General features: G+C 47.2%; 15 protein-coding genes and 1 pseudogene. 5 read left to right on the top strand and 11 right to left on the bottom strand.

Going from position 1 to position 21,937, the window contains the following annotated elements; all coding sequences use genetic code 11:
- Positions 1-40 precede the first annotated feature (40 nt).
- The 3 genes and pseudogenes from QUB30_RS26090 to QUB30_RS26085 form a co-directional block, all read right to left on the bottom strand.
- A complete protein-coding gene (locus QUB30_RS26090; protein ID WP_333339527.1) occupies positions 41-178 on the bottom strand; it encodes a hypothetical protein in 138 nt (45 codons plus the stop codon).
- A 158-nt stretch (positions 179-336) separates the two neighbouring features.
- A pseudogene (locus QUB30_RS33990) lies at positions 337-588 on the bottom strand (DUF6888 family protein); the annotation flags it as partial.
- 402 nt (positions 589-990) lie between these two features.
- Positions 991-6,498, bottom strand: coding sequence for a PAS domain S-box protein (locus QUB30_RS26085; RefSeq protein WP_333339524.1), 5,508 nt, complete (start codon positions 6,496-6,498; stop codon positions 991-993).
- Between the two features lie 300 nt (positions 6,499-6,798).
- Here QUB30_RS26085 and QUB30_RS26080 point away from each other — a divergent pair, with 300 nt between their 5' ends.
- Entirely contained in the window at positions 6,799-10,659 is a 3,861-nt protein-coding gene (locus QUB30_RS26080) for a sugar-binding domain-containing protein (RefSeq protein ID WP_333339521.1), read from the top strand.
- 2 nt (positions 10,660-10,661) lie between these two features.
- Here QUB30_RS26080 and QUB30_RS26075 read toward each other — a convergent pair whose 3' ends face one another.
- The 8 genes from QUB30_RS26075 to dnaK form a co-directional block, all read right to left on the bottom strand.
- Positions 10,662-11,048, bottom strand: a complete 387-nt coding sequence (locus QUB30_RS26075; protein WP_333339518.1) for a type II toxin-antitoxin system VapC family toxin — start codon at positions 11,046-11,048, stop codon at positions 10,662-10,664.
- Positions 11,045-11,281, bottom strand: coding sequence for a toxin-antitoxin (TA) system antitoxin (locus tag QUB30_RS26070; RefSeq protein ID WP_333060168.1), 237 nt, complete (start codon positions 11,279-11,281; stop codon positions 11,045-11,047). Before QUB30_RS26070 ends, QUB30_RS26075 begins: the two co-directional genes overlap by 4 nt.
- A 91-nt stretch (positions 11,282-11,372) precedes the next feature.
- Positions 11,373-11,618, bottom strand: coding sequence for an HNH endonuclease (locus QUB30_RS26065; RefSeq protein WP_333339515.1), 246 nt, complete (start codon positions 11,616-11,618; stop codon positions 11,373-11,375).
- Positions 11,619-11,668: 50 nt separating this feature from the next.
- Positions 11,669-12,106: a KGK domain-containing protein gene (locus QUB30_RS26060; RefSeq protein ID WP_333339512.1), complete on the bottom strand. Its 438-nt coding sequence runs from the start codon at positions 12,104-12,106 to the stop codon at positions 11,669-11,671.
- 202 nt (positions 12,107-12,308) lie between these two features.
- Positions 12,309-14,744: a dynamin-like GTPase family protein gene (locus QUB30_RS26055; RefSeq protein ID WP_333339509.1), complete on the bottom strand. Its 2,436-nt coding sequence runs from the start codon at positions 14,742-14,744 to the stop codon at positions 12,309-12,311.
- 384 nt (positions 14,745-15,128) lie between these two features.
- Complete coding sequence (locus tag QUB30_RS26050; protein ID WP_333339506.1) at positions 15,129-16,190, bottom strand: DnaJ C-terminal domain-containing protein; 1,062 nt, start codon at positions 16,188-16,190, stop codon at positions 15,129-15,131.
- A 145-nt stretch (positions 16,191-16,335) separates the two neighbouring features.
- Entirely contained in the window at positions 16,336-16,572 is a 237-nt protein-coding gene (locus tag QUB30_RS26045; RefSeq protein WP_333339562.1) for a four helix bundle protein, read from the bottom strand.
- Positions 16,573-16,784: 212 nt separating this feature from the next.
- The gene (gene dnaK, locus QUB30_RS26040; RefSeq protein WP_333339502.1) at positions 16,785-18,881 is read right to left on the bottom strand and encodes a molecular chaperone DnaK; all 2,097 of its coding nucleotides are present in this window, start codon (positions 18,879-18,881) and stop codon (positions 16,785-16,787) included.
- 277 nt (positions 18,882-19,158) lie between these two features.
- Here dnaK and QUB30_RS26035 point away from each other — a divergent pair, with 277 nt between their 5' ends.
- The 4 genes from QUB30_RS26035 (at position 19,159) to QUB30_RS26020 (ending at position 21,867) form a co-directional block, all read left to right on the top strand.
- Positions 19,159-19,413, top strand: a complete 255-nt coding sequence (locus QUB30_RS26035) for a hypothetical protein (RefSeq protein ID WP_333339500.1) — start codon at positions 19,159-19,161, stop codon at positions 19,411-19,413.
- Positions 19,410-19,817, top strand: coding sequence for a type II toxin-antitoxin system tRNA(fMet)-specific endonuclease VapC (gene vapC / locus QUB30_RS26030; protein ID WP_333339497.1), 408 nt, complete (start codon positions 19,410-19,412; stop codon positions 19,815-19,817). The genes QUB30_RS26035 and vapC overlap by 4 nt, the downstream gene beginning before the upstream one ends.
- A 68-nt stretch (positions 19,818-19,885) precedes the next feature.
- Entirely contained in the window at positions 19,886-20,656 is a 771-nt protein-coding gene (locus tag QUB30_RS26025) for a Uma2 family endonuclease (RefSeq protein WP_333339495.1), read from the top strand.
- 122 nt (positions 20,657-20,778) lie between these two features.
- On the top strand, positions 20,779-21,867 hold the full coding sequence (locus QUB30_RS26020; RefSeq protein ID WP_333339491.1) for an SPFH domain-containing protein: 1,089 nt from the start codon (positions 20,779-20,781) through the stop codon (positions 21,865-21,867).
- Positions 21,868-21,937: the final 70 nt, after the last annotated feature.

Raw genomic sequence — 21,937 nt, 5'->3', positions numbered from 1 at the left:
TTAACTGCTGTAGTGTGGCTTTTCCGGTAATTGACGCGCCCTACAGGCTCTGAAATTTTCCTCCGGGTAGATAGCAAACTACCAGCGAAGATTGGGCGCGGCTGTCAATATTTGCTTCTGTCAGTTCTGTTTCTAGCTGTTGGGTTTTTGAGTATTTTCTACTGACAAAAGCAGTCATATATTTTCTGTTTTTTTATTGAGTTTCACCATGATTTCACAATTAAACTGTCTGTAAGTGGCTATTTTTTTTTGGCAAATAACTATCTATTATTTATTATTTGCAATTTAATTTCGGTTGAATTGCCTCTGAATTTGTCAAAGTCAAGCTATAGTAGCTTACGGGAAGTTTATTAATATATGGGGTAAGTAGTAGGGACACGGCAGTGCCGTGTCCTCGGTATCATTCCGATGCAACCGGAAACGATATAATTCCTTTCTGCTCATAGTTTTAAAATTAGCTGTCTTAATATCAGAATATCTCCATTGCCCGTTAGGATCAATCTCTCTTTCGATAGTTTTAGGCTCCAAAATGTACAAGTTATTTGTGCGTTCATCCAGTCTCACTATGTAGATAGGCTGATACATATTTGTTAGGGAGCATCTCCTAGTTGTAAAAGCACTTCTTCTCCCTCCTTCCTTCTTCCTCCTGCCTCCTGCCTCAAAACTTAGATTTCTAGCTTGGGTGCAAAAGTGAGATGCTCCCTATTTATTAACTCGCAGCAAACTACAAAGCATTTGAGTAAGGGCGCTGCGGTAGGAATAATCTTTGCTGCTGCACTCTCGCACTTTTGGTGGTTTATTAGACAGCAGTCAATCGATTTTAGATTTTAGATTTTAGATTTTAGATTGAAGGATTGTAGATTGAAGGATTGAAGGATTGAAGGATTGTAGATTGAAGGATTGAAGGATTGAAGAATTGACCCCTGATGAATCCGGGGACTTGCGACCAAATTACTTTTGGTCAGAGTTGGCAAGAGCTCGCCGATCGCCCTACTGCAAATTTGTTAACTTGGCTAAAACGGCAGCGAATAGAGCAGGATCGATCGGCTTTGTTAAGTGTTCGTTGTAACCGGCGGCGATCGCCCGATCGCGGTCTTGTTCGGTAGCATAAGCTGTCAGCGCCACAGCCGGCAAGCGCTTGATTTGGTCGGATTCGGACGATCGCACTTTGCGGATCAGCGAGTAGCCGTCCTCAACGGGCATACCGATATCGCTGACTAAAATATCCGGCGGCGACTGCTGTAAAATGTCGATCGCCTCTGCAGCCGAAGCAGCCGCAGTCGCAGTCGCCCCGCACTGTTCGAGGGCAACAATCAAAAACTGGCGGTTGTCGGGTTCGTCGTCAACTACCACCACCTTTAAACCAGCCAACATACCCCGACGCATCGGATCGGATTTCCTTTCTCCTCTCAAATGCCGCTGCTTATTCCGAGGCTGTTTGAGCGGCAGTGTCACCGTAAATGTCGCACCCTTGTCTTTACCGGGACTTTCCGCAGTCACGGTACCCCCGTGGAGTTGCACCAAGTGTTCGACGATCGCCAATCCCAGTCCCAAACCGCTGTCAGCCTTTGTTTTCGATCCGTCTGCTTGTCGGAAGCGATCGAACACGTAGGGCAGAAAATCAGCAGAAATGCCCTTTCCGGTATCGCTGACAGTAATTTGCACGTAATTGGGTGATGAGGAATCGCTAACAGCTACCGCAGACAAGCGCAGTTCCACATTTCCCCCCGAAGGCGTAAACTTGACGGCGTTACTCAGCAAATTCCACACTACCTGCTGCAACCTCTGGGCGTCGCCCCACATCAAGCCGACTGCGGGGTCAAATTCAGACGAAACGGTGACAGACTTGGCCTGGGCCGCCAAACGAACTGAATTCTGAGCCGCCTCGATCGTCCTTACCATATAAAACCAGCCGGGTTTCAAAGCCAGCTTGCCTTGAATAATCCGGGAAACGTCGAGCAAATCTTCCACTAGCTGGATCTGCACCTTCGACTGACGCTCAATCGCTTCCAAACCCCAAGCTAATTTATCTTCGCTGTAGGGGTGGGCGCGCAGGATCTGCGCCCACCCCTGAATCACATTTAAAGGCGTGCGCAATTCGTGGGAAAGAGAGTCGAGAAACTCGTCTTTCCGGCGGTTGATCGCTTCTGCTTCCGCCCGCGCGGCCTGTTCGCGATCGAGCAACTGAGCCCGTTGGGCCTCGACTTGCTTGCGATCGCTGATGTCGGCGACGATCGACATACAGTTGATGTTGCCGTTGCTGTCGCGGACTGGAGTTGCCCACAAACTGATGTCGATCGAGCTGCCGTCTTTCCTTTGGCGCTGGGTTTCCATGCCGGCGATCGCGTTTCCTTCCCGAATTCCTTTCAAGTTCGCTGTGAATTCCTCCCGTTTGTCTGCGGGAACGCTGGGCACGAATTGACCTAAGACCTCTGATTCGGACCAGCCAAAAATCCTCTCGGCGGCTGGATTCCACATTTTCACAGTCCCGTCGTCGCAGTCCAAAACGGTAATTGCTAGGGGACAAGCCTGGATCAAGGCTTCTAAAGTTTGATGGATGTGCGATCGCGCGGCTTCTGCTTGTTTGCGATCGCTGATATCGACGTTCACCCCGATCGTCCGCCAAGGCAAACCGCGATCGTCCTGAAACACCTTAGCCCTGCAAGCAATCCAGCCCACGCTGTTGTCCGGGCGGCAAATGCGGAACTCAATGTTTAATTCCTCCCCGGAAGCCCCCGCAGCTTTTACCTGCTGTTCGGTAACAGCGCGATCGTCTGGATGCACCATTTCCACCCAGCTTTGATAGCTGTCTAAACCGCCGACCGGCAGCCCGTACAAAGCTTCTAACTCCGGCGTGCACGCGAGCTCGCCGGTTTGGACGTTCAATTCAAAAGTTCCGATTTTGCCTGCTTGCTGAGCGATTTGCAGCCGTTCTTGATTGTTTTTGAGTTCTGCTTCCACCCGCGCGATCTCGGTCAAGTCGATGTAGAATGCGACGATCGTCTCTGGTTCGCGATCGTTCGGGCACAGGGTCGTCCCGCCCATCAGAATTGGGACGCGGCTGCCATCTTTGCGGATGTACTCTTTCTTGAAAGGAGTTGCGACTCCCTTAGCCCGCAGTTCCCCGGCCGCTTTGGCGTCGAGGTGCAGGTATTCGGGGGGGGTCATCTTGTCCCACCGCATTTGACCGGAGAGCAAGTCTGAGCGGGTGTAGCCGACCATGTTGAGCAGGCATTGGTTGGCGTAGGCGATGCGGCCGCTAAAATCGCCGATCGCGACTCCGAAAATATTTGACTCGAACAGCCGCCGGAATATGGCTTCGCTTTGCTGCATTATCCGTTTTGCTTGGTTGCGATCGGTGATTTCGGCAACCACGGTGCTGACCCCCAGCAGTGTTCCCGATTCATCGCTGACGGGGTAAAAGCTGACTTGCCAATCCCGCAAAACTCCCGGCTGTTGCCCGGTTGCGCCCTTAATTTCCAAGTCGATCGCGGGGGTTTGCGTCGCCAGCACTTGGCGGTAAATCGGCTCTAGCATATCGGCCATTTCGGGAATCACTTCTCTGACGGTGCGCCCGATGTGCTCTGCGATCGGTCGGCCGTTGATGGCAGCGAGGCATTCGTTGATGCGGATGTAGCGCAAATTGGTATCGAGAAAGCACAGCCCGACTGGTGTGGTGTTGTAAACTAAGTCGAGTTCTGCTAGTTGGTAGCGAATGCGTATTTCGTTTTCTCGGAGCTGGTTTTGGGCTTGTTTGCGATCGGTGATATCGAGTACGAAGAATGCTCCTTTGTCTGTGCATCCTGGGAAGTTTCCGCCCCCGACTAAAACTGGGAAGCGCGTGCCGTCTTTGCGGAGGTATTCTTTTTCAAAAGGCACGCAAATTCCTTCTGTTTCGACTTGCGCTATGGCGATGCGATCGAGTTCTAAATATTCCGGCGCGGTGAGTTCGAGCCAGCGGATCTGTCTTGAAACTAAGTCTTCCCTCGTATATCCGATCATTTCCAGCAAGGCGTCGTTAGCGTCAGTAACTTCGCCGCTGACATCCCAGAAACCGATGCCGATCATGTTAGATTCTACCACGCTGCGGCAGCGCATTTCGCTTTCCCGCAAAGCTAATTCGGTTTGTTTGGCTGCGGTAATATCTGTGATAATTAGGCCTGTTCCGATTATTTCTCCTCTTTCATTTTTCACTGGGTAGTAGTTGGCGAGCCAGTAGCCGAAATATCCTGGTTTTCCCGGAGGTTCGCCGCTAAGTTCTACGTTTAAAACAGGCTGACCGGTTTCTAAAACTTGCTGAATTATTGGTGCAAATTTAGCTGCAGATTCTGGGAACAATTGGCGGAAGTCTTGACCGAGATGCTGTTCGGCGGGCAAACCGTGGAGTTCTGCTAATACTTGATTGATACGGATAAAGCGCATTTGGCGATCGAGAAAGCAAATCGCTAGGGGAGATGTTTCTAACAGCGAGTCAATTAAGGCGAAGGATTGCGATGTTTGAGATAGTGCTTGCTGCGCTTCTGCGTAAAGTCTGGCGTTGTCTAGGGCGATCGCGACGCGGTATGCTAAATCTTCTAGCATTGCCATGTCTCCTGCACTGTAGCGGCGGCCGAACTTTGAGGTAAAGCAAGTGATGGAACCCATTACCCGCCCGCGAGCCCTCAGCGGTACGCAAGCGTGAGATCCGATATTGAGCGATCGCAATATTTCCATTTCTGCTGCATTTTCGGAGACTGCTGCTAAAATTTCCTCATCCACTTCGGCAATTAGTTCGGATGTTCCGGTGCGGATTACCAGCGGATAGCCGTTAATAGCATTGTCGGCGATCGGACTGCGGATTCTCAAGTTATTCAGACTATCAACTATAGAGGCTTCTGCGTGAGCAGCAGCCACTCGACGCACTTTTGAGTCGGTTTCGGTCAAATGAATGCAGCACCCGTCGGCGATCGAATTTATTGCTAATTCTGCTACCTTTTGCAGCACCGTTTCCCCGTCAAACGCAGCAGCCAGCATTTTGCTGACTTCTGCTAAAAATGCCGAGCGCTGCTGTTCTATTTCCGCTTTTTCTCTCGCTGTTTGCTCGATTGTTAACTGCAATCTTTGAGTTTCCGCAAGTTTTATTTCTGTGATATCGCGGGCGACAATTAATGCCGATTCTGGTAGGCCATTTTTGTCAAATTCGGGAACTACGCGGGATTGATAACTTCGGATGCCGTTGATTGAGAAAGCCTGAAATTCGACAATTTCTTCTTGACCTGTTTCTAACACTTTGTGCAGGGTTTCATCCCACATTTGGCACAGTTCCGGCGGCATTCCTATTTCTTGACTGGTTTTACCCAGGAAGAATGAAATTGGTTTTCCTTGGCTTCTTTCAACTGCTTGATTGACATACATATAACGCAGTTCTTTGTCGGTGCGGATAATGATGTCTGGTGTATTTTCTAGCAGCGTTCTCAGTTGCTGTTCGCTGCTTGCCAAAGCTGCTTGCGCTTGTTGTCTTTCCGTGACATCTCTCACCGTGCCCACGTATCCGATGAGTTCGCCGGAGTCGGAGAACATCCGCGAGGAACAAACGTTAATCCAGCGCACAATCCCCTCTGGTGTTTGCAAGCGATATTCGATCGCATATTCCCCACCTTCGCGAGTATAATCCAGCCATCGGGCCAATACGCGATCGCAGTCTTCCGGGTGAATGCACTTCTCCCAACCGTCTCCTAAAACTTCTGTCAAACTCAAGCCGCAAATAGCCTGACAGCGCGGGTTTGCATAGGTGTAGCGCCCCTCAAAATCTGCAATAAAAATGCCGACAGGCGAACAGGAACTTAAACAGCGAAATCGTTCTTCTTGAGCTTGCAGCGCTTCTTTAGCTACTGTCAGTTCTGCTGTCCGCTGTTGGACGCGGCTTTCTAGGTTAGTGTAGGATAAGGCCAGGGCTATTTCTGCTGCTTTGCGGTCAGTAATATCGATGCCAGTTGCTATCACGTATTCTACCAAACCCTCGCTATTGAGAGTCACAGTATTCGACCAAGAAATGAAGCGATTATCGCCGTTTTTGGTGCGCCAATAATTTTGATATTCGCTGTAAAATTGTTCCGCGCTGAGTTGTGTAAAAACTATTTGAACTGGCTCTATTTCTTCGGGAATTAAGAACAGATCCCAAATATATTTGTTGAGAACTTCTGCTGTCGAGTATCCCGTGGTTTTTTCGCAAGCTTTGTTGAAGCTAACAATCCGTCCTTCGCTGTCGAGAACTACAATCAAGCAAGCCGTCGTGTCAATTACTTTTGAAATAATATTCCGTTCTATTTCTAGTTCTTTTTCTGCCGACTTTAAGCCAGCATACCAAGCGCTAACCATTGCCGCTGCAAAAAGTAAGATTGCAGGAGTTGCCTTGAGTGCCAACAGTAACATAGTTGTCAGCAGTAATGCCGTGCCGGCACTAAATGTAGCAATGCTGTAAGATTTAATGGGTAAGGGCAAGACCTGAAAGCGACTCATTTTTGTTGACCTGTAGCGATGGCACGCTCGCGCTAGTTCTTGTGCCGATAAAACAACATTGTTACAACTAATTATTTGTTTTTTCTATATACAAACACATTAGTCTGGGCGTGCCATCTTCCCCGAGACAGATTTGGCGAAGGAAGAAGCAAGAAGTTTGCCAACGGATTGTTTAAGAAATTTAAAGGATTTAAGGGATTGATTTTGAGGGAAAAAAGAAGATTTTTCGCACTCTCTCACTCTCCGTCTTTCTCCAGTCGTCGAAACCAAGTAATTTATCTGTGCAGCAGCTTATTATGAATGAAAGGACAAATTGGACCGGCCGATTTCTGGGAGCAAATTAAAGTGAATCACAAGCTGGCAAAAATTATCGGATTATTTTTCGCAGCCGCCACCGTCTTCGGATTCATCGGTTACGCCCTTCAAAATCCTAACTCGGGGAGCAATTCAGCGATATCGATCGGCTTTCCCAATCTTACCATCGCGGCCGTCGGGGCGATCGACAACAAAGGCGATCAAATTTATCTCAACGGAACGTGGCAATTTGTCCCCGCAGTTGGCAACCCCCAAAACCCCCCCGCCTCCCCAAGCTGGGGTTCCATCTGGGTTCCCGGAGACTGGCAAGAAGAAAACAACGAATTCGTACCCGGAATCATCACTCGCGGCAGCGGCAAAGATTGGGAAAACTTCAACAGCAAACAACTCTCAAAAGCTTGGTACCAGCAAACAGCCAACATTCCCGACAACTGGAAAAACCGCCGCATCTTTATCGACTTAGCCCGAGTCAGCACCGATGCAGTCATCTTTGTCAACGGCATTAACTGCGGTCAAATCGAATGGCCTTACGGCAATGTTGACATTACCAAAGCAGCAAAACCCGGTCAAAATACCCTATCTATTTTAGTCGCGGCAGTATCCGAGGAAAAAGACAAAGCCGTGATTATGGGCCCCACAGAAATCTACACAAAAAAATCCAACTTGCAATCGCGCGGAATCATCGGCGAAGTGCGACTTTTCAGCCTGCCCCCGGGTCCGCTAGTTAGCGACGTATTCGTCCAAACTTCCACTAGAAAAAAGCAAGTTAAATTAGATGTAGAACTCAAAGACGTTACCCAAAACGGTCAAATTCAACTCATCGCGCAAATGCTCGATGAAAAAGGCAAAGTCGAACAAAAATTTACAGGCACGGCCAGCGTTCAAGCTAAACCAATTCAAACAGTAAAATTGCAGTGGGACTGGCCAAATCCCCGACTTTGGGATGCGGGTCAACCCAACCTTTACACCCTGCAATTAGAAGTAAAAGGCAGCGGCATTGACACGCAATACGACCAACCTTTCGGCTTCCGCGAATTTTGGATAGAAGGGCGCAAATTTTTCTTAAACGGAACAGAGTTTCGCCTCCGACCAACCTTGCACTCAGACATTTCTTGGGAAAGCGGCACAGTAGAAGTTGCTGACCAATTAATTAACGGCTACATTAAAGCAGGTTTTAATATAGTACAAACCTGGCCTTGGGATCACGACGAACGCGGTCGGTGGCACTTTCGAGAACTGTTTTCCGAAAGGGCAGACCTCAAAGGTTTTCCAATTATGACCCCGGCATTAGATATTACTTCTATCGCTTGGAACGGCAAATGGAAAAACCGCCAGTGGAGAGACCGCTGGAAAGTGCGAATGGCGACTGAAATGCGCCGCTACCGCAATCATCCGTCAGTATTAATGTGGACGACAAGTCCTAATTTTTTCGGCAACGCTGACGACCAAAATCCCCGCCGCATCGGGAAAACTAAAGTAGAAGGAACTCTCAGTCAGTCGGAAAACGAGCGTTTGCGGGTCAACACTCCCCTAGGAAATGACGCTTTAGCTGCTATTAAATCCGCTGACCCCACCAGACCTGTGATGGTACACCAAGGCGCAAACTTCGGCGATGTTTATGCGTTGAATTCTTATTTAAATATGATTCCCTTACAAGAGCGGGAAGAGTGGATTTCTGAGTGGAGCAAAAGCGGGGAAATGCCCTACATGGTAGTCGAGTTTGGGACGCCGCTGTTCGCTACAATGATGCGAAACCGCCAAGGTTTCGATAGGGTGATTGTCAGCGAACCTTGGATGACTGAGTTTGCAGCAATTTATTTTGGCAAGCAGGCTTACGAGTTGGAAACTGCCGCTTATAAAGCTAAAATTCGCGAGCAATTTGTCAAGGGTCAGGAATATCAAAGCTGGCATCTTAACAAGGAGTTAGATTTTGCACCCGCTTTTCAAAAGTTGCAGCAGTTATTCAGTACAAATACTTGGCGGAGTTGGCGGACTTTTGGAATGTCTGGCGGGATGATTCCTTGGAGTGACGGACACGGTTGGGAAGTTTCTGATGCTGGCAGAACTCGGGTGGATATTGGGGAATTTCAAGCTGGTCGCCGGGGCGTTTATTTGAAACAAGTCTCGAATAATCTTTTGAATTATTTGCAGCCAGAAGGTTACACTATTCATCCTGGGGGCGAGGCAATTATGAATAATAATAGCTCGACTTTGGCTTGGATTGCTGGTGCTAGTCCGGTTTTTACTGCAAAAGATCGCAACTTTTGGGTGGGCGGAAAACTGGCAAAGCAAGTAGTGTTAATTAACGATACGCGGGCGGCGCAAGAATTTGCGTTTAATTGGCGGGTTTTTGTGGGGGGAAAAGAAGTCAAAAAAGGCGATCAAAAAGGGATTATCGACCCGGCAGGCACGCTGTTTTTTCCAATTGACATAAAATTGCCAAATACCATTTCTAGCAAGACTGACGGCGAAATTCGCTTGACTGCGCGAGTGGGCGATCGATCGCATTCTGATACATTTGCTTTCCGCGTTTTCCCCAATCCAGCCAAAGTCAAGGATACGCTGACAATTTTCGATCCAGCGGGCAAAACATCGGCAATGTTAAAACAGTTAGGTCATCAGCTTGTGCCGTGGAACGGTTCGCAAGTTTCCTCGCTATTAGTTATCGGTAGGGAAGCCTTTTCAACCGGGGAAAAATTGCCCGGAAGTTTAGAAAGTTTTGTGCGAAACGGCGGCCAAGCAATTGTGTTTCCTCAGCGCAGGGAATGGCTGGAAAATACGGGTTTCCGGGTTGCCGGTCACGTCGGCCGCCGCGCTTATCCAGTTGACAGCAACCATCCGGCAATTAGCGGTTTAGACAGTGAAGATTTGCGGGATTGGGTGGGGGAAAGCACGCTGGTTGAAGCTTATCCAGATACGATTCAAACTGCGCCGAGAATGAGTCCGGCAAATATGCCTTGGTACGGCTGGCATTGGGGAAATCGCGGCGGTGTCAGCAGCGCTTCTATTGAGAAACCGCACCGCAGCGGTTGGCGTCCAATTTTGGAATCTGAGTTTGATTTAGCTTATTCGCCGCTGATGGAATTGGATTACGGAAAAGGGCGGTTGATTTTAAACGAGTTGGATTTGGAAGACCATTATTCGGTAGATGCTGGGGCGGCGCAGTTACTGCAACAAATTGTGAGTTACGGGATGAATTCTCCGGTGGTTGGAAAGGCCGATAAAGTGGTTTTAATTGGGGGAGATGGGGATGCACAGATGCTGGACAGTTTGGGGGTAATTTATCAGCGCGCTAATTCGCTTTCTAATGATGTTGGTTTGGCAATTGTGGGGACAGAAGCGAATCTGAAAGATGCAGATTTGCGCAGTTATTTGAATGCTGGCGGGAAGGCGTTTTTCTTGCCGCGTCAAGTGCCTGTTGCGGATTTGGGCGTGGGTTTGCAGCAAGCGCAGGATTTTGGGGGTTCGCTGGCGGTTCCGAGTTGGGATGAGGTGAAGGGGGTTAGCGCTTCTGATTTGCGATCGCGCTCTTTTTACGATACTTGGTTGATTAAGTCTGGGGGAGAAATCGGCGCTGACGGTTTGTTAAGTCGGGTAAAAGTTGGTAAGGGCGTGGCGATTTTTTCTCAAATTGAACCGGACAGTTTGAATGCTGATACTAAGACTTATTTGCGTTTTACTCGCTGGCGGCAAACTCGGGCAAATGCTCAGATTTTGGCTAATTTAGGGGCGAGTTTTAAGGCGGATCAATCTGTGTTTAACGGTTCGAGTCGGGAGTTTTATCACTGGGATTACAAGACGGATTTTGAGAATGGGGACGATCCTTATCGGTATTATAGATGGTAGACTTACCACTCTATTTTTACGGGATAGTTCGCTAGTAGGGAATCGCCACTCACTAGCACAGCGTCTTCTACAATCGCTTGAGAAATTAACAGGCGATCGAACGGATCTTTGTGATGGTTGGGTAGGCTATCCAAAGTTAAAACATGAGTTAAATCAATAGGTAACAATTCTATATTGTTAGTCTGTTGCTGACTTTCTATAAGTTCTGGTAAAGGTAGATTGAGACTCAGCTTCCCCAGTTGGATATTGATTTGTATTTCCCAAATACTTGCAATGCTTAAAAGCAAATTATTTTCTGCGTTTTGGCACAAAGCAAGAGCTTTCCGGGAGAGCTTTTGGGGCGAACTATCCCACCAAATGAAGGTATGAGTATCCAGCAGTAGTTTCATAGATTCCCTGTCCAAAATTCGTCTGGTAATGGTTCATCAAAATCGTCGCTTGTCCAGATAGATCCTGCGTGCAATCCCGCTGTACGCTGCTTAGTTGGGGAGGCGATAGGCGCTAAACGGACAAGGGGAATACCACCTTCTGTGAGAACAACCTCTATGCCTTTAAGTGCTAGAGATAATAACTCTTTTAAATTTGTCTGTGCTTCTTGCACGTCAACTGTTTTTGTCACCATTGCAGTTATCCAAGCTAGGGATTAAAAGTGCGATCGAACAGAGGTTAGCAATTTCAATCTTAAATTGCTGATTTTATTATACTGTTAAATATCAAAGGTCAAAGTGTCGCCTGAAGCGCGGGTCTAGTTTGTCTGTTTTCTTTTGGTTGCAGGTGCCGCAGAGGGTTTGCAAGTTGCTGATGTCGTTGCTGCCGCCGCGCGCTAGGGGGATGATATGATCGATCGACAGTTGGGTTTCTTGTTTGGTGTGGCCGCAGCTTTGGCATTGGTATTTATTGCGGGTGAATACATATTTTCTGACTTCTGGGGGAATGGGGATTCTAGGGGTTTTAGTCATGATGATTTTTAACCGCAGATGAACGCGAATTAACGCGGATGTTTGATGGATTAGCTGGGTGAGTTTTCTTGATTGAGAAGTTGGCGGCGCAAATCATCGAGGGGGGATTCTGGTTTGCTACTTTCTGACTCGTTGTTTTCTGGTGTTTCTTCGACTTCGGGTTCATCTGGGCAAAACTCTATAGTGACATTGAGTTTGAGCTTAATCTTTCCTTTCTTCCAGCCATTAACACCCACTCTGAGAATTTCACAATCTATACCTTCACCAAACCATTTCTCATATGAAAAACGTTTTTGGCGAGTGTCAAGAGGTACATCGATATTTAAGTTCTGTTCTTTTAACGATTTATTGAGTGTCTCTCCTAACCCATACTCAGGTAAAACTCTATTTACTACTGTTTCCTTGAGTTTTCCTACTTTAAGCATTGCGTTACCAAAAGATAAAGCATCCTCATTACCGCAGTTGTGAAAATCAAATTTATCTTCCATATTAATCTTTAAGTTCTTTAAACTCTCATCCTAACTATCTTAGAGTAGTATCTCTCTTTTGACAATTGCCCCGGCGAATAGAATTCGCGTCTACACAAACAATGTCCGCCTACGCGGACTAAGAGAATGTCTTCAACCCGCGAAGGCGGGTTTTGTCTGTGTAGCCGCGATTTCCAATCGCCGATTTCCTCCAAAATATCAATCATTCACCATCCACCGAAACGCTATCATTTTGTCCGATTACGGGCAACAAGTGCTCGTGCAACTTCATCGCCTGCAAACAACTATTAATCCCAGAAACCGCCCGATCGTACTTTTCGATCTTTTCTTCATTCTCCGCTTGCAGTCGCTGGTTGCGGGCAATTTTCTCCTCCGCCTCCTGTGCCAAAGTTTGCTCCAAATAATCGCGGGCTTGATTGTATTTCTGCAAAATATCATCAGCTTGCTTTTGGGCCATCGGCAACAAATGATCTTTCAGCGTCTTATTAACAGTTTGCCGGAAAGTTTGTCGAATTGTTTTCGAGACTTTTGGCTCGAAATCTAGTCGCAACAATTGCCGAATTGCGGGTTGGGCTTCTACCATGTTTTCGCAGTCGTAACCTTGAGATGTTTGCTGCAATGTTTGCCGGAATTGATAAATCGAAAATGTGTCTTCGTCGTAAAAACGGGGGCTTTCTCGCACGTAGCGATCGCACTCAACGCCCGCCGCATTTACCAAAGCATCCGAAACCCGCTTTGACAACTCCTCTAGCTGCTGTTCAATTCCCCCGTCGTTACCCAACAAGCGATAAAGTAATCGATAGTATTCAGACTTGCGAACGCTGTCTTTTAAATACTGGAAAAAATTGGCAACCAGCGACGCCGTAGACTCTACTAAAATATCTTCTAACTGATTGGCTAAATAGTAAAGCGCCTCAACTAAAACAGCAATTAAAGGTGCTGTAGCATTGCGGGGATGAGTCAGCACAGTGCGACCGTAAGCTGCCTCAACCGAAAAACTATCTAGCAATTCATCCAAGCGCCGGATCATCCGAGATTGCAGTTGCCGAAAGTCGGTGTCAAAAATATCGCATTTATTCATAATCATTTCATTGATTTCTGTGGCGATATGTTCTCGAAAATCCTGTCCGACTTGCTGCAATTCTTGATTTAAGCGTAAAAGTTCCTGTGCTTTCATCGCCTCAATTTCGCGGGGCTGGCTGTCCAAATTCCGCTGAATTGTTTGGTAGTGTTTCCGCAGTTGAATGCACAAGTCTTCCAAGTCGTCGGCGAGATTTTTGAACAGTTGCGGGCGTTTTTCTTCTGTGAGGTAGCGGGTGATGGCTGTGCGAAAATCTTCGATACCGCTATCTTGAATTAATTGAGCAATTAATGGTTGTCCTTGCTCTGCCAGAATCCGCACGTAGTTTTCATTGGGTGTTTCGTAGCTGTTAACTGAAATGCGAAATTTGCTCGGAGATAGCTTCCCGGAATTCGCACAGTAGCGATTAAATTCACTAACAAATTGCGGAGTTTCTTCACTATGACCGAGGAATTCTGAATCTAATTTATCATCTCCAGAAACTCGCCCTTGACTGCTGGCAAAGATTGTATTTAAACCAAAGCGATCGCGCGCTGTGCTACTTTTAATCAAACTGCCGTAAAATCCCAACAATCCGCTAGTTTTGTAAACTCTAGCAGTATCGCGAAAGTCGGAATTAATCAGATTTTCTAAGCGCTGTCGCAGTTGAGTGTTGTACCAAGTTTCGTCAATGCGGTTGAAAATGTAAAAAAGCCGATCGCGAATTCCCGGATTTCCCCGCGTCTTTTCCATTAACTCGGTTTCTTCCGTCGTCATTTCCCCAGACGAAGCCGCTTTCAAAACGCAGACAACCGCCGAAGTATCCGGGCTTTCAATCTTATCATAAGTCAATTCTGCATCCCGCTGCACCGGCGCATCAATTCCCGGCGTATCGATAATAATATTGCCATCTTCCAGCAGCGGATGATAACAGTAATATTCTACCCGCTTGAGTACAGCGCTGTTGCTACCGCGACGGGCATAACTAGCAGCTTCTTTGAGATTGGAAAAGTTAAACTGTTCCATTGAGTAGGTAGCGTTATCGAGTGTTTGGATGCGATCGCGATTCGCATCAAAACCTTCTAACAGCAGCATCAAAGCCTTAGCTTGTTTGGCTAATTCCGATTTATTTTCGCCGCCTTCCGTTTCAATAATTATGTTACATCCCTGAGACAACAGCGACACTACATCTGTTTGATTAATATTAAGTTCAGTAGCTAAACCTAGCTGATGGCAAAGCACAGAAGCTTGCTGGCCAATCTCAAACTCGCTCAAAAAAGTGAGAACAACGCGCTCTTTTTCCGGATCGGCAAAGGCGATATAACATTCCGTACCTGTCGCGTGTCCTTCAGCACTGTAGAGCAATTCTCGCTCCAGCAAAGCATTAATCAGCATCGATTTTCCGGCACTGAAAGCACCGGCAAATACGATTTCAAATTGGGGAGAAATTGCTTTTTTCAAAGAAGCTTGTACCGCAGTGATATCTTGTTGTCGCAAAGACGATTCCTGACGCAGCAGTTGCAGTAAAGATTCAACTTGCTCTTGCAGATTTGTGCATTGACGGGGCATTTGAGTCATCGCGGCAGACTGCTCCTGATTGTGGGAAAATTACCTTATTGTTAATTCTCTGCTAGTTCAGGAATAATCACAACAGTAATTTTACTTATGCGATCCAGGATTGCTGAAAGTGCGATCGGCTATTCTGGCGACAAATCCTATCGTTTACGGTTGTTTCGGAATGATTAAACCGCAGAGGCCGCAGAGGGCGCTGAGGAAGAGAAGAGAGAGATGAATAATTCCGATACCAACGGATTTGTTATCATCTATTTACATCCAAGTGGCTAAATCTGATATGTGAGTAAAATTTAGCCAAGCATCTCCTAGTTTTTCGTACACAATTAGTAGTAAGGCGCGCATTATTCCGCCCCTACAAAATTAAACGGGCGCATTGCGTACCCTACATTAAACCGATAAATCCTGACGCGGCTTGAAAGTCTCAATCTGCCGCAACTTTTCGTATAATTCCCGTTCCTCCTCACTAATTTCTTTGGGAATTAACACCTGAATTTCTACTAATTGATCGCCCCGATCGCCATTTCCGGTTGGATAGCCCTTGTTAGCCAGCCGCAACCGCTTTCCAGACGTTACTCCCGGCGGCAATTTCATCTTTACCAGCCCGTCCAGCGTCGGCACTTCAATATCTCCCCCCAACACCGCTTCGCTGGGAGTTAGTGGCAATTCGCAGCAAATATCCGACATTTCCAACCGAAAAAATGGATGGGAAGAAACCGTGATTTTCAAATATAAATCTCCGCCGCCAATACCTTGATTTCGCAAGCGAATCCGCTGGCCTGATACCATAGCAGGAGGCAGATTCACCTCGATCGCTCGCCCGTCTTCCAAACGAATTCGCTCGGTTCCCCCGGCATAAGCTTTTTCCAAGCGCAAAGTCAGCCTCGCGTCAATATCTCTTCTGATTTCGCGATCGTCAATTTCCCTAATTTCCCTTCTGAATTCGCGATCGTCCATATCTCTTCTAGCATCCCGAGAATTAGCAACATAACTCGTTTTCTTAGAAGCCGTATTCCACGGTTCATAGGAGGCAACTCCCGGTGCATCGTTCGCTGTCGCCATCCTCACTTCCCGGCGTCTTCCTAGCACTTGATCGAGAAATTTATTAAAATCCGAGTAATCGCTAAAATCGACATCTTCGCCCGGTTTTTTACGGCTAGCTTTACTGTTTCCCCAAGTTTTAAAATTGGGAAGCCGCACTCCTTGCTTGCCTTGAAATCCCTTTTGCTTCCAGAATTTACTAAATTGGTCGTATTGAGTTCGCTTGTCGATGTCGGAAAGAATATCGTAAGCTTCATTAATATCCTTAAACCTATCTTCAGCAGATTTATCCCCCGGATTTACGTCAGGGTGCAACTGTCTCGCCAGCCGTCGATAGGCTTTCTTAATCTCATCAGCCGAAGCATCTCTGGGAACTCCCAGAATTTGATAGTAATTGCGAAAGTTCTGCATATTTTGGAAAGAAGAAGGAAGAAGGAAGAAAGAAGAAGGAAGAAGGAAGAAGGAAGAGGGATGAGGTTTTATCCTTGGAGTTTGTTGATGGTACTGACCATTAATTGTGTGAGTTCATCTGGTTCTTTGATAACTGGTGAGATTTTTATGGTGCTGCTAACCCGACTCTTTCAGAAATCACTAGATGAGTATCCAGTTCTCTGAGCGAACCGAGAGTTGTTCGCAAATATCGAATATACTCTTGTCTAATAACACCTTCATATCCCTCAGCAATGTTAGCGGGTACTGATACAGATGCACTGCGAATTTGACTGGTAATACCATAAAGTTCAGACGAATGAAAAGATTTAGTTAATTCGTAGCCAAGTTGACAAAGATAAATACCTGGCTCCCAGATTTATTGTTCTCTATGGGTCATACAACATAATTTTCTCCTTGCTTATCAGAGTAATCTCTATCTAATTCACAGAAGTCCAGTAGGGTAGAGGAGAAAGAAAAGGAGCTGAGAAGAATTAGGAAAAGAGCCGTCACATATTTTATGCTGAAAATCCGCTATTTTCATTCTTCATTCTTCCCTCTTCCTTCTTCCTTTAATTACAGCCAATCATCATCATCATCCCAATCGTCGCTTTGATTTTGATAAGGGCGACTCGGGCGATTAGCACTGCTTCTGCGATCGCCCATTCGATCGCCCATTCGATCGCCCATTCGATCGTTCATACGATCGTAGGGGCGATCGGGAATTGGATCGACAGTCGAGCGCCTGTACGGCTTAGCATTGGTATAATAGCTGCTGTCATCGCTGCGCCGCTTCGTACCGTCGCCCGTAAAAGTCCGCTTCACAGACTCAAAGAAATCGTCATCATCGTCATCCATCGCAAACGCGGAAACTTCCCGGCTCAAATCGTAAAGAGCATCCTGCAAATCCGAACCAACTTGGTCAACTCCCCGCTCATCATTGCGTTCCAAACTGTCTCGCAATTCCCGAATTAAAGTTTCAATTCGCTGGCGGCTTCTTTGAGCAAACTGCATTCCGCGATCGAGCGCAACTTCTCGCAACTGCCGCTCGGCTTGATAAGCTAAAGCTTCAGCGCGATTGCGTTTTTCAACCCTTTCCCGCTGCAACTTATCAGCTTGAGCAAACTGTTCCGCATCGCGAATCATTTGATTCACTTCTTGCTGAGTCAGCGTCGAAGCACCTTGCACAGTAATGCTTTGTTCCCTGCCGGTTGTTTTGTCCAAAGCAGTCACCAACAGCATCCCGTTAGCATCAATATCAAAAGCTACTTGTACCTGCGGAATCCCTCGCGGTGCCGGCGGAATTCCTGTTAGTTTAAACCGTCCCAAAGACTTATTATCTCTGCCTAATTCCCTTTCCCCTTGAATTACGTGAATTTCTACTACAGTTTGGTTGTTTTCAGCCGTCGAAAAAATGTCCGATCGCCTGACGGGAATAGTAGTATTGCGAGGAATCAGTTTTTTCATCACCCCGCCGATCGTTTCCAAACCCAGCGACAGCGGCGTCACGTCCAACAGCAGCACATCGCGGACATCGCCACCCAAAATTCCCGCTTGAATTGCCGCACCCACCGCCACAACTTCATCGGGATTGACATTTTGATTCGGTTCTCGATCGATCAAACTGCGAACAACTTCCTGCACCAAAGGAATGCGAGTCGAACCGCCGACTAGCACAACTTCATCAATGCGAGAAGGACTCAAATTTGCATCGGCTAAAGCTTGTTTCACCGGCCGCCGCAACCGCTGCACCAAATCTGTGCACAGCCCCTCAAATTGACCGCGAGTTAGTCGCGTTTCCAGATGCAAAGGCCCGTCTTCGTTCGCATCGATAAACGGCAAATTAATCTCGGTGACACCCACTCCCGACAGCTCAATCTTGGCTTTTTCTGCCGCTTCGATCAAGCGCTGCAAAGCTTGGCGGTTGCGACGCAAATCAATTCCTTCTTTTTCTAAGAATTGTTCTGCCAACCAATCCACAATTTTGGAGTCAAAATCATTGCCGCCCAATTGAGTGTCGCCGCTAGTTGCTTTGACTTCAAATACTCCGTCTCCAACGTCTAAAATCGACACATCAAAAGTACCGCCGCCCAAATCAAACACTAAAATAGTTTGACTTTCTCGCCTCTCCAAACCGTAAGCCAAAGAAGCCGCCGTCGGCTCATTTAAAATCCGCTTGACTTCAAGTCCGGCAATTCGTCCCGCATCCCGCGTCGCCTGTCGCTGCGAGTCGTTGAAATAAGCGGGAACAGTAATTACAGCCCCCGTCACCTCTTGTCCCAGATAGCGGCTGGCTTCATCGGCCAGTTTCCGCAAAACCATCGCCGAAATTTCCTCTGGGGCAAAATCTTTTTTCAGGCGGGGACACTTGATTTTGATGTTCCCGTTTTCGTCCCGGCGAGTTGTGTAAGGGACGCGCTTTGATTCTGGAGTCAGTTCGGTATATTTGCGTCCGATGTACCGTTTGACGGCGTAAAAGGTGTTTTGCGGGTTAAGAACAGTTTGGCGTCTGGCCATCTGTCCGACAAGGCGTTCTCCTTCCTTGGTGAAAGCAACCACCGAGGGAGTTGTCCGCATCCCTTCTGAGTTGGCAATCACAACCGGTTTGCCGCCTTCCATGACGGCTACTACTGAGTTTGTCGTTCCGAGGTCAATGCCAACTACTTTTCCCATACGTCCATTGTCTCCTGTGGCGTTGTGTGTAGCTTTTTCAATATCAGCGTTAAGTATGATTGCATTTATTGTACCGCGTCGAGAAGCGGGGGCTGCGGGGGGATTGCCTCACCTACGGCTGAGGCTGGGGTTGGCTGGGTGCGCGCGGCGGGTTGCAGGCGCGTGTAGGTGGAATTTGCGTTAACTCGGCGGATCGGCATTATGTGTTGGGTTTCGTTGCACTGGCCCAACCTATGCTGTTTAAACTAGAATAGAAAGCAAATTTAGCTGGTTAATTATGCAAAGTATTAAAGTGCGATCGCGCGTTGGTTCCGACGGGATGTTGCATTTGCAAATCCCGGGTGGTATCAAAGATACAGATTTGGAAGTTATTGTAGTTTTCCAGCCCATATCACCAGCAACTGAGGGTAAAACACCGGAAGATTTAGGCTGGCCGCCCGGTTTTTTTGAGAGAACTTTCGGGTGCTTTCAGGATGAACCTTTAGTTCGAGGAGAGCAAGGGGAATATGAAGAGCGAGAGGAATTGCTGTGATTTATTTACTGGATACCAATACCTGTATCGGTTACTTGAACGGCAGATCGATTGGAGTTTTGCGAAGGTTGCAGGCTCTACCTTCACAGGATGTCGCAGTATGTTCTGTTGTTAAAACTGAACTGTTCTATGGATCTATGAGAAGCAACAATCCCGGTCGATCGCTTGCCCAACAGCAAGATTTTTTGAATCGCTTCATATCTCTTCCCTTTGATGACCAGTCTGCCCTAATTTACGGTCAAATTCGCGCTCAATTAGCGGCATCTGGAACACCCATTGGCCCTAATGACCTTTTGATTTCCTCTATTGCTCTTGCCAACAACCTAATTCTTGTAACTCACAATACCCGCGAGTTCAGCCGTGTTGAGGGTTTGCGTCTGGAAGATTGGGAGATAGAGGCATGAGTTAGATTTATCGAGTTCGCCTACAATCACAATCTCGCTCCAACAATGCCTGCAATCAAAATAAAATTATGAAATTCACCCTTGATGTCGAAAACAATCCCGCAGGCTGGCCGGATCACACTCAATTACCAGAATCCGACGGCACTTTTGTGAAAAACTTTCAAGAACATCCCCAAAGCATTCTGTTAACAGATTCAATTACTCCCGTTTTGCAAAGAATCCACGCTGACGGTAACTACTGTATCGGTCAAGACTGCGGGATTTATTGGCGGTTGACTGACCCGCTTGAACGCGGTGCAGAAGCGCCTGACTGGTTCTACGTGCCGAATGTCCCGCCAACACTAGACGGTCAATTGCGTCGTTCTTATGTGATGTGGCAAGAATTTGTATCGCCGTTAATTGTGTTAGAATTTGTATCGGGCAATGGTGATGAAGAACGGGACAGAACGCCTTTATTGCGATCGGGAAAACAGGAAACTAAGGCGGGGAAATTCTGGATTTATGAAAATGTCATCCATCCGGCCTTTTACGGAATTTATGAAGTAACCAAGGCTAGTGTTGAAGTCTATCACCTGATCGAAGATAGGTATCAATTAGTTGCTGCCAATGAGCGCGGTCATTATCCCATTGCACCGTTAGGAGTGGAATTGGGAATTTGGCAAGGAGTGTATCAAAATGTTGAGTTACCTTGGCTGCGCTGGTGGGATAGTGAAGGGAATCTGTTGTTATCTGGATCTGAAAGAGCAGAACAAGAGCGGCAAAGAGCCGATCGCGCCGAAGACCAATTAGAGCAACTGCGCGCTCAGTTGCGATCGGCTGGAATTGAACCGCAATTATGAATTGTCTGCAAGTGCGATCGCGCCCCTCCCCAGCGATCGCACGTAAAAACTTTACAATGGCGATCGGGAACATCGATCGCTCCTATTGAAGCTAAAATCAAACAACAACCCAAAATAAATCTATGGGACTCTTTGACAAGATTCGCGGCGAATTTGTCGATATCATCGAATGGTTGGACAATACCAGCGATACCATTGCCTATCGATTTGAGCGTCACCAAAACGAAATTAAACAAGGTGCTAAACTAACTGTACGACCCGGACAAATAGCAGTCTTTGTCAGCGAAGGTCAAGTTGCCGATGTCTTCGATCCGGGAATGCACGAACTGTACACCCGCAATTTACCCGTTCTTAGCACCTTAAAAGGTTGGCCCTACGGTTTCAACTCTCCCTTTAAAGCAGAAGTCTACTTTTTTAACACCAAAATATTTACCAACCTGAGATGGGGAACCTCTAACCCTGTAATTATCCGCGATCCAGAACTCGGCCCAGTGAGAATGCGGGCTTTTGGCACATACAACATTAAAGTTTCCCATCCCGAACAACTCTTAAAACAACTAATCAGCACTGACGGACTATTTCAAGTAGATGAAATCACCGATCAACTCCGCAATACAATAGTCAGTGCCTTTGCCAATTGGGTTGGCAATTCCCGCATTCCCCTGCTGGACTTTGCAGCCAACTACACGCAGATGGGCGAACAGGTACGAGTTGCCATAGAGCCAAGTATCCAGCAGTTCGGGTTAGAATTAACTCAGATATTAATTGAAAATATCTCGATGCCTCCAGAAGTTGAAGAAGCACTCGACAAACGAGCCTCAATCGGACTTCTGGGAAATATGCAGCAATATACCCAATATCAAGCTGCTAACGCCATAGAAGCATCAGCAAATAACCCCAGCGGCGGCAATCAAGCATTAGAATTGGGCATGGGCATGGCAGTAGGCCAACAAATGACAAATATGATGCAATCACCAGCATCGCAGACTCCGCCGCCACCTCCTCCGCCAACACAACATCAGTGGTATATTGCCCAGAACGGTCAACAAGTAGGCCCTTTTGGATTGGATAAACTTTTGCAAAATGGTTTGACACATCAGGTAATGGTGTGGCGTGCGGGTTTTGACGGCTGGAAGTTAGCATCGCAAGTGCCGGAATTAGCATCTTTGTTGGCGACAGTACCGCCGCCGCCCCCGCCAGCCGCCGCCTAAAATTTTGCATATTTATTTAATTGGTAATTGGTAATTAGTATGCTTTCCCGATTACGGATTACCAATTACA

This window comes from Microcoleus sp. BROC3 (genome assembly GCF_036702515.1).
In the GTDB taxonomy this organism is placed as follows: domain Bacteria; phylum Cyanobacteriota; class Cyanobacteriia; order Cyanobacteriales; family Microcoleaceae; genus Microcoleus.
This window is presented reverse-complemented; position numbering and strand designations above follow the sequence as displayed.

What these genes read in the sequence shown, in the direction of transcription:
- QUB30_RS26090 (WP_333339527.1), bottom strand. Translation starts at nt 178, where the DNA reads ATGACTGCTTTTGTCAGTAGAAAATACTCAAAAACCCAACAGCTAGAA.
- QUB30_RS26085 (WP_333339524.1), bottom strand. Translation starts at nt 6,498, where the DNA reads ATGAGTCGCTTTCAGGTCTTGCCCTTACCCATTAAATCTTACAGCATT.
- QUB30_RS26080 (WP_333339521.1), top strand. Translation starts at nt 6,799, where the DNA reads ATGAAAGGACAAATTGGACCGGCCGATTTCTGGGAGCAAATTAAAGTG.
- QUB30_RS26075 (WP_333339518.1), bottom strand. Translation starts at nt 11,048, where the DNA reads ATGAAACTACTGCTGGATACTCATACCTTCATTTGGTGGGATAGTTCG.
- QUB30_RS26070 (WP_333060168.1), bottom strand. Translation starts at nt 11,281, where the DNA reads ATGGTGACAAAAACAGTTGACGTGCAAGAAGCACAGACAAATTTAAAA.
- QUB30_RS26065 (WP_333339515.1), bottom strand. Translation starts at nt 11,618, where the DNA reads ATGACTAAAACCCCTAGAATCCCCATTCCCCCAGAAGTCAGAAAATAT.
- QUB30_RS26060 (WP_333339512.1), bottom strand. Translation starts at nt 12,106, where the DNA reads ATGGAAGATAAATTTGATTTTCACAACTGCGGTAATGAGGATGCTTTA.
- QUB30_RS26055 (WP_333339509.1), bottom strand. Translation starts at nt 14,744, where the DNA reads ATGACTCAAATGCCCCGTCAATGCACAAATCTGCAAGAGCAAGTTGAA.
- QUB30_RS26050 (WP_333339506.1), bottom strand. Translation starts at nt 16,190, where the DNA reads ATGCAGAACTTTCGCAATTACTATCAAATTCTGGGAGTTCCCAGAGAT.
- dnaK (WP_333339502.1), bottom strand. Translation starts at nt 18,881, where the DNA reads ATGGGAAAAGTAGTTGGCATTGACCTCGGAACGACAAACTCAGTAGTA.
- QUB30_RS26035 (WP_333339500.1), top strand. Translation starts at nt 19,159, where the DNA reads ATGCAAAGTATTAAAGTGCGATCGCGCGTTGGTTCCGACGGGATGTTG.
- QUB30_RS26025 (WP_333339495.1), top strand. Translation starts at nt 19,886, where the DNA reads ATGAAATTCACCCTTGATGTCGAAAACAATCCCGCAGGCTGGCCGGAT.
- QUB30_RS26020 (WP_333339491.1), top strand. Translation starts at nt 20,779, where the DNA reads ATGGGACTCTTTGACAAGATTCGCGGCGAATTTGTCGATATCATCGAA.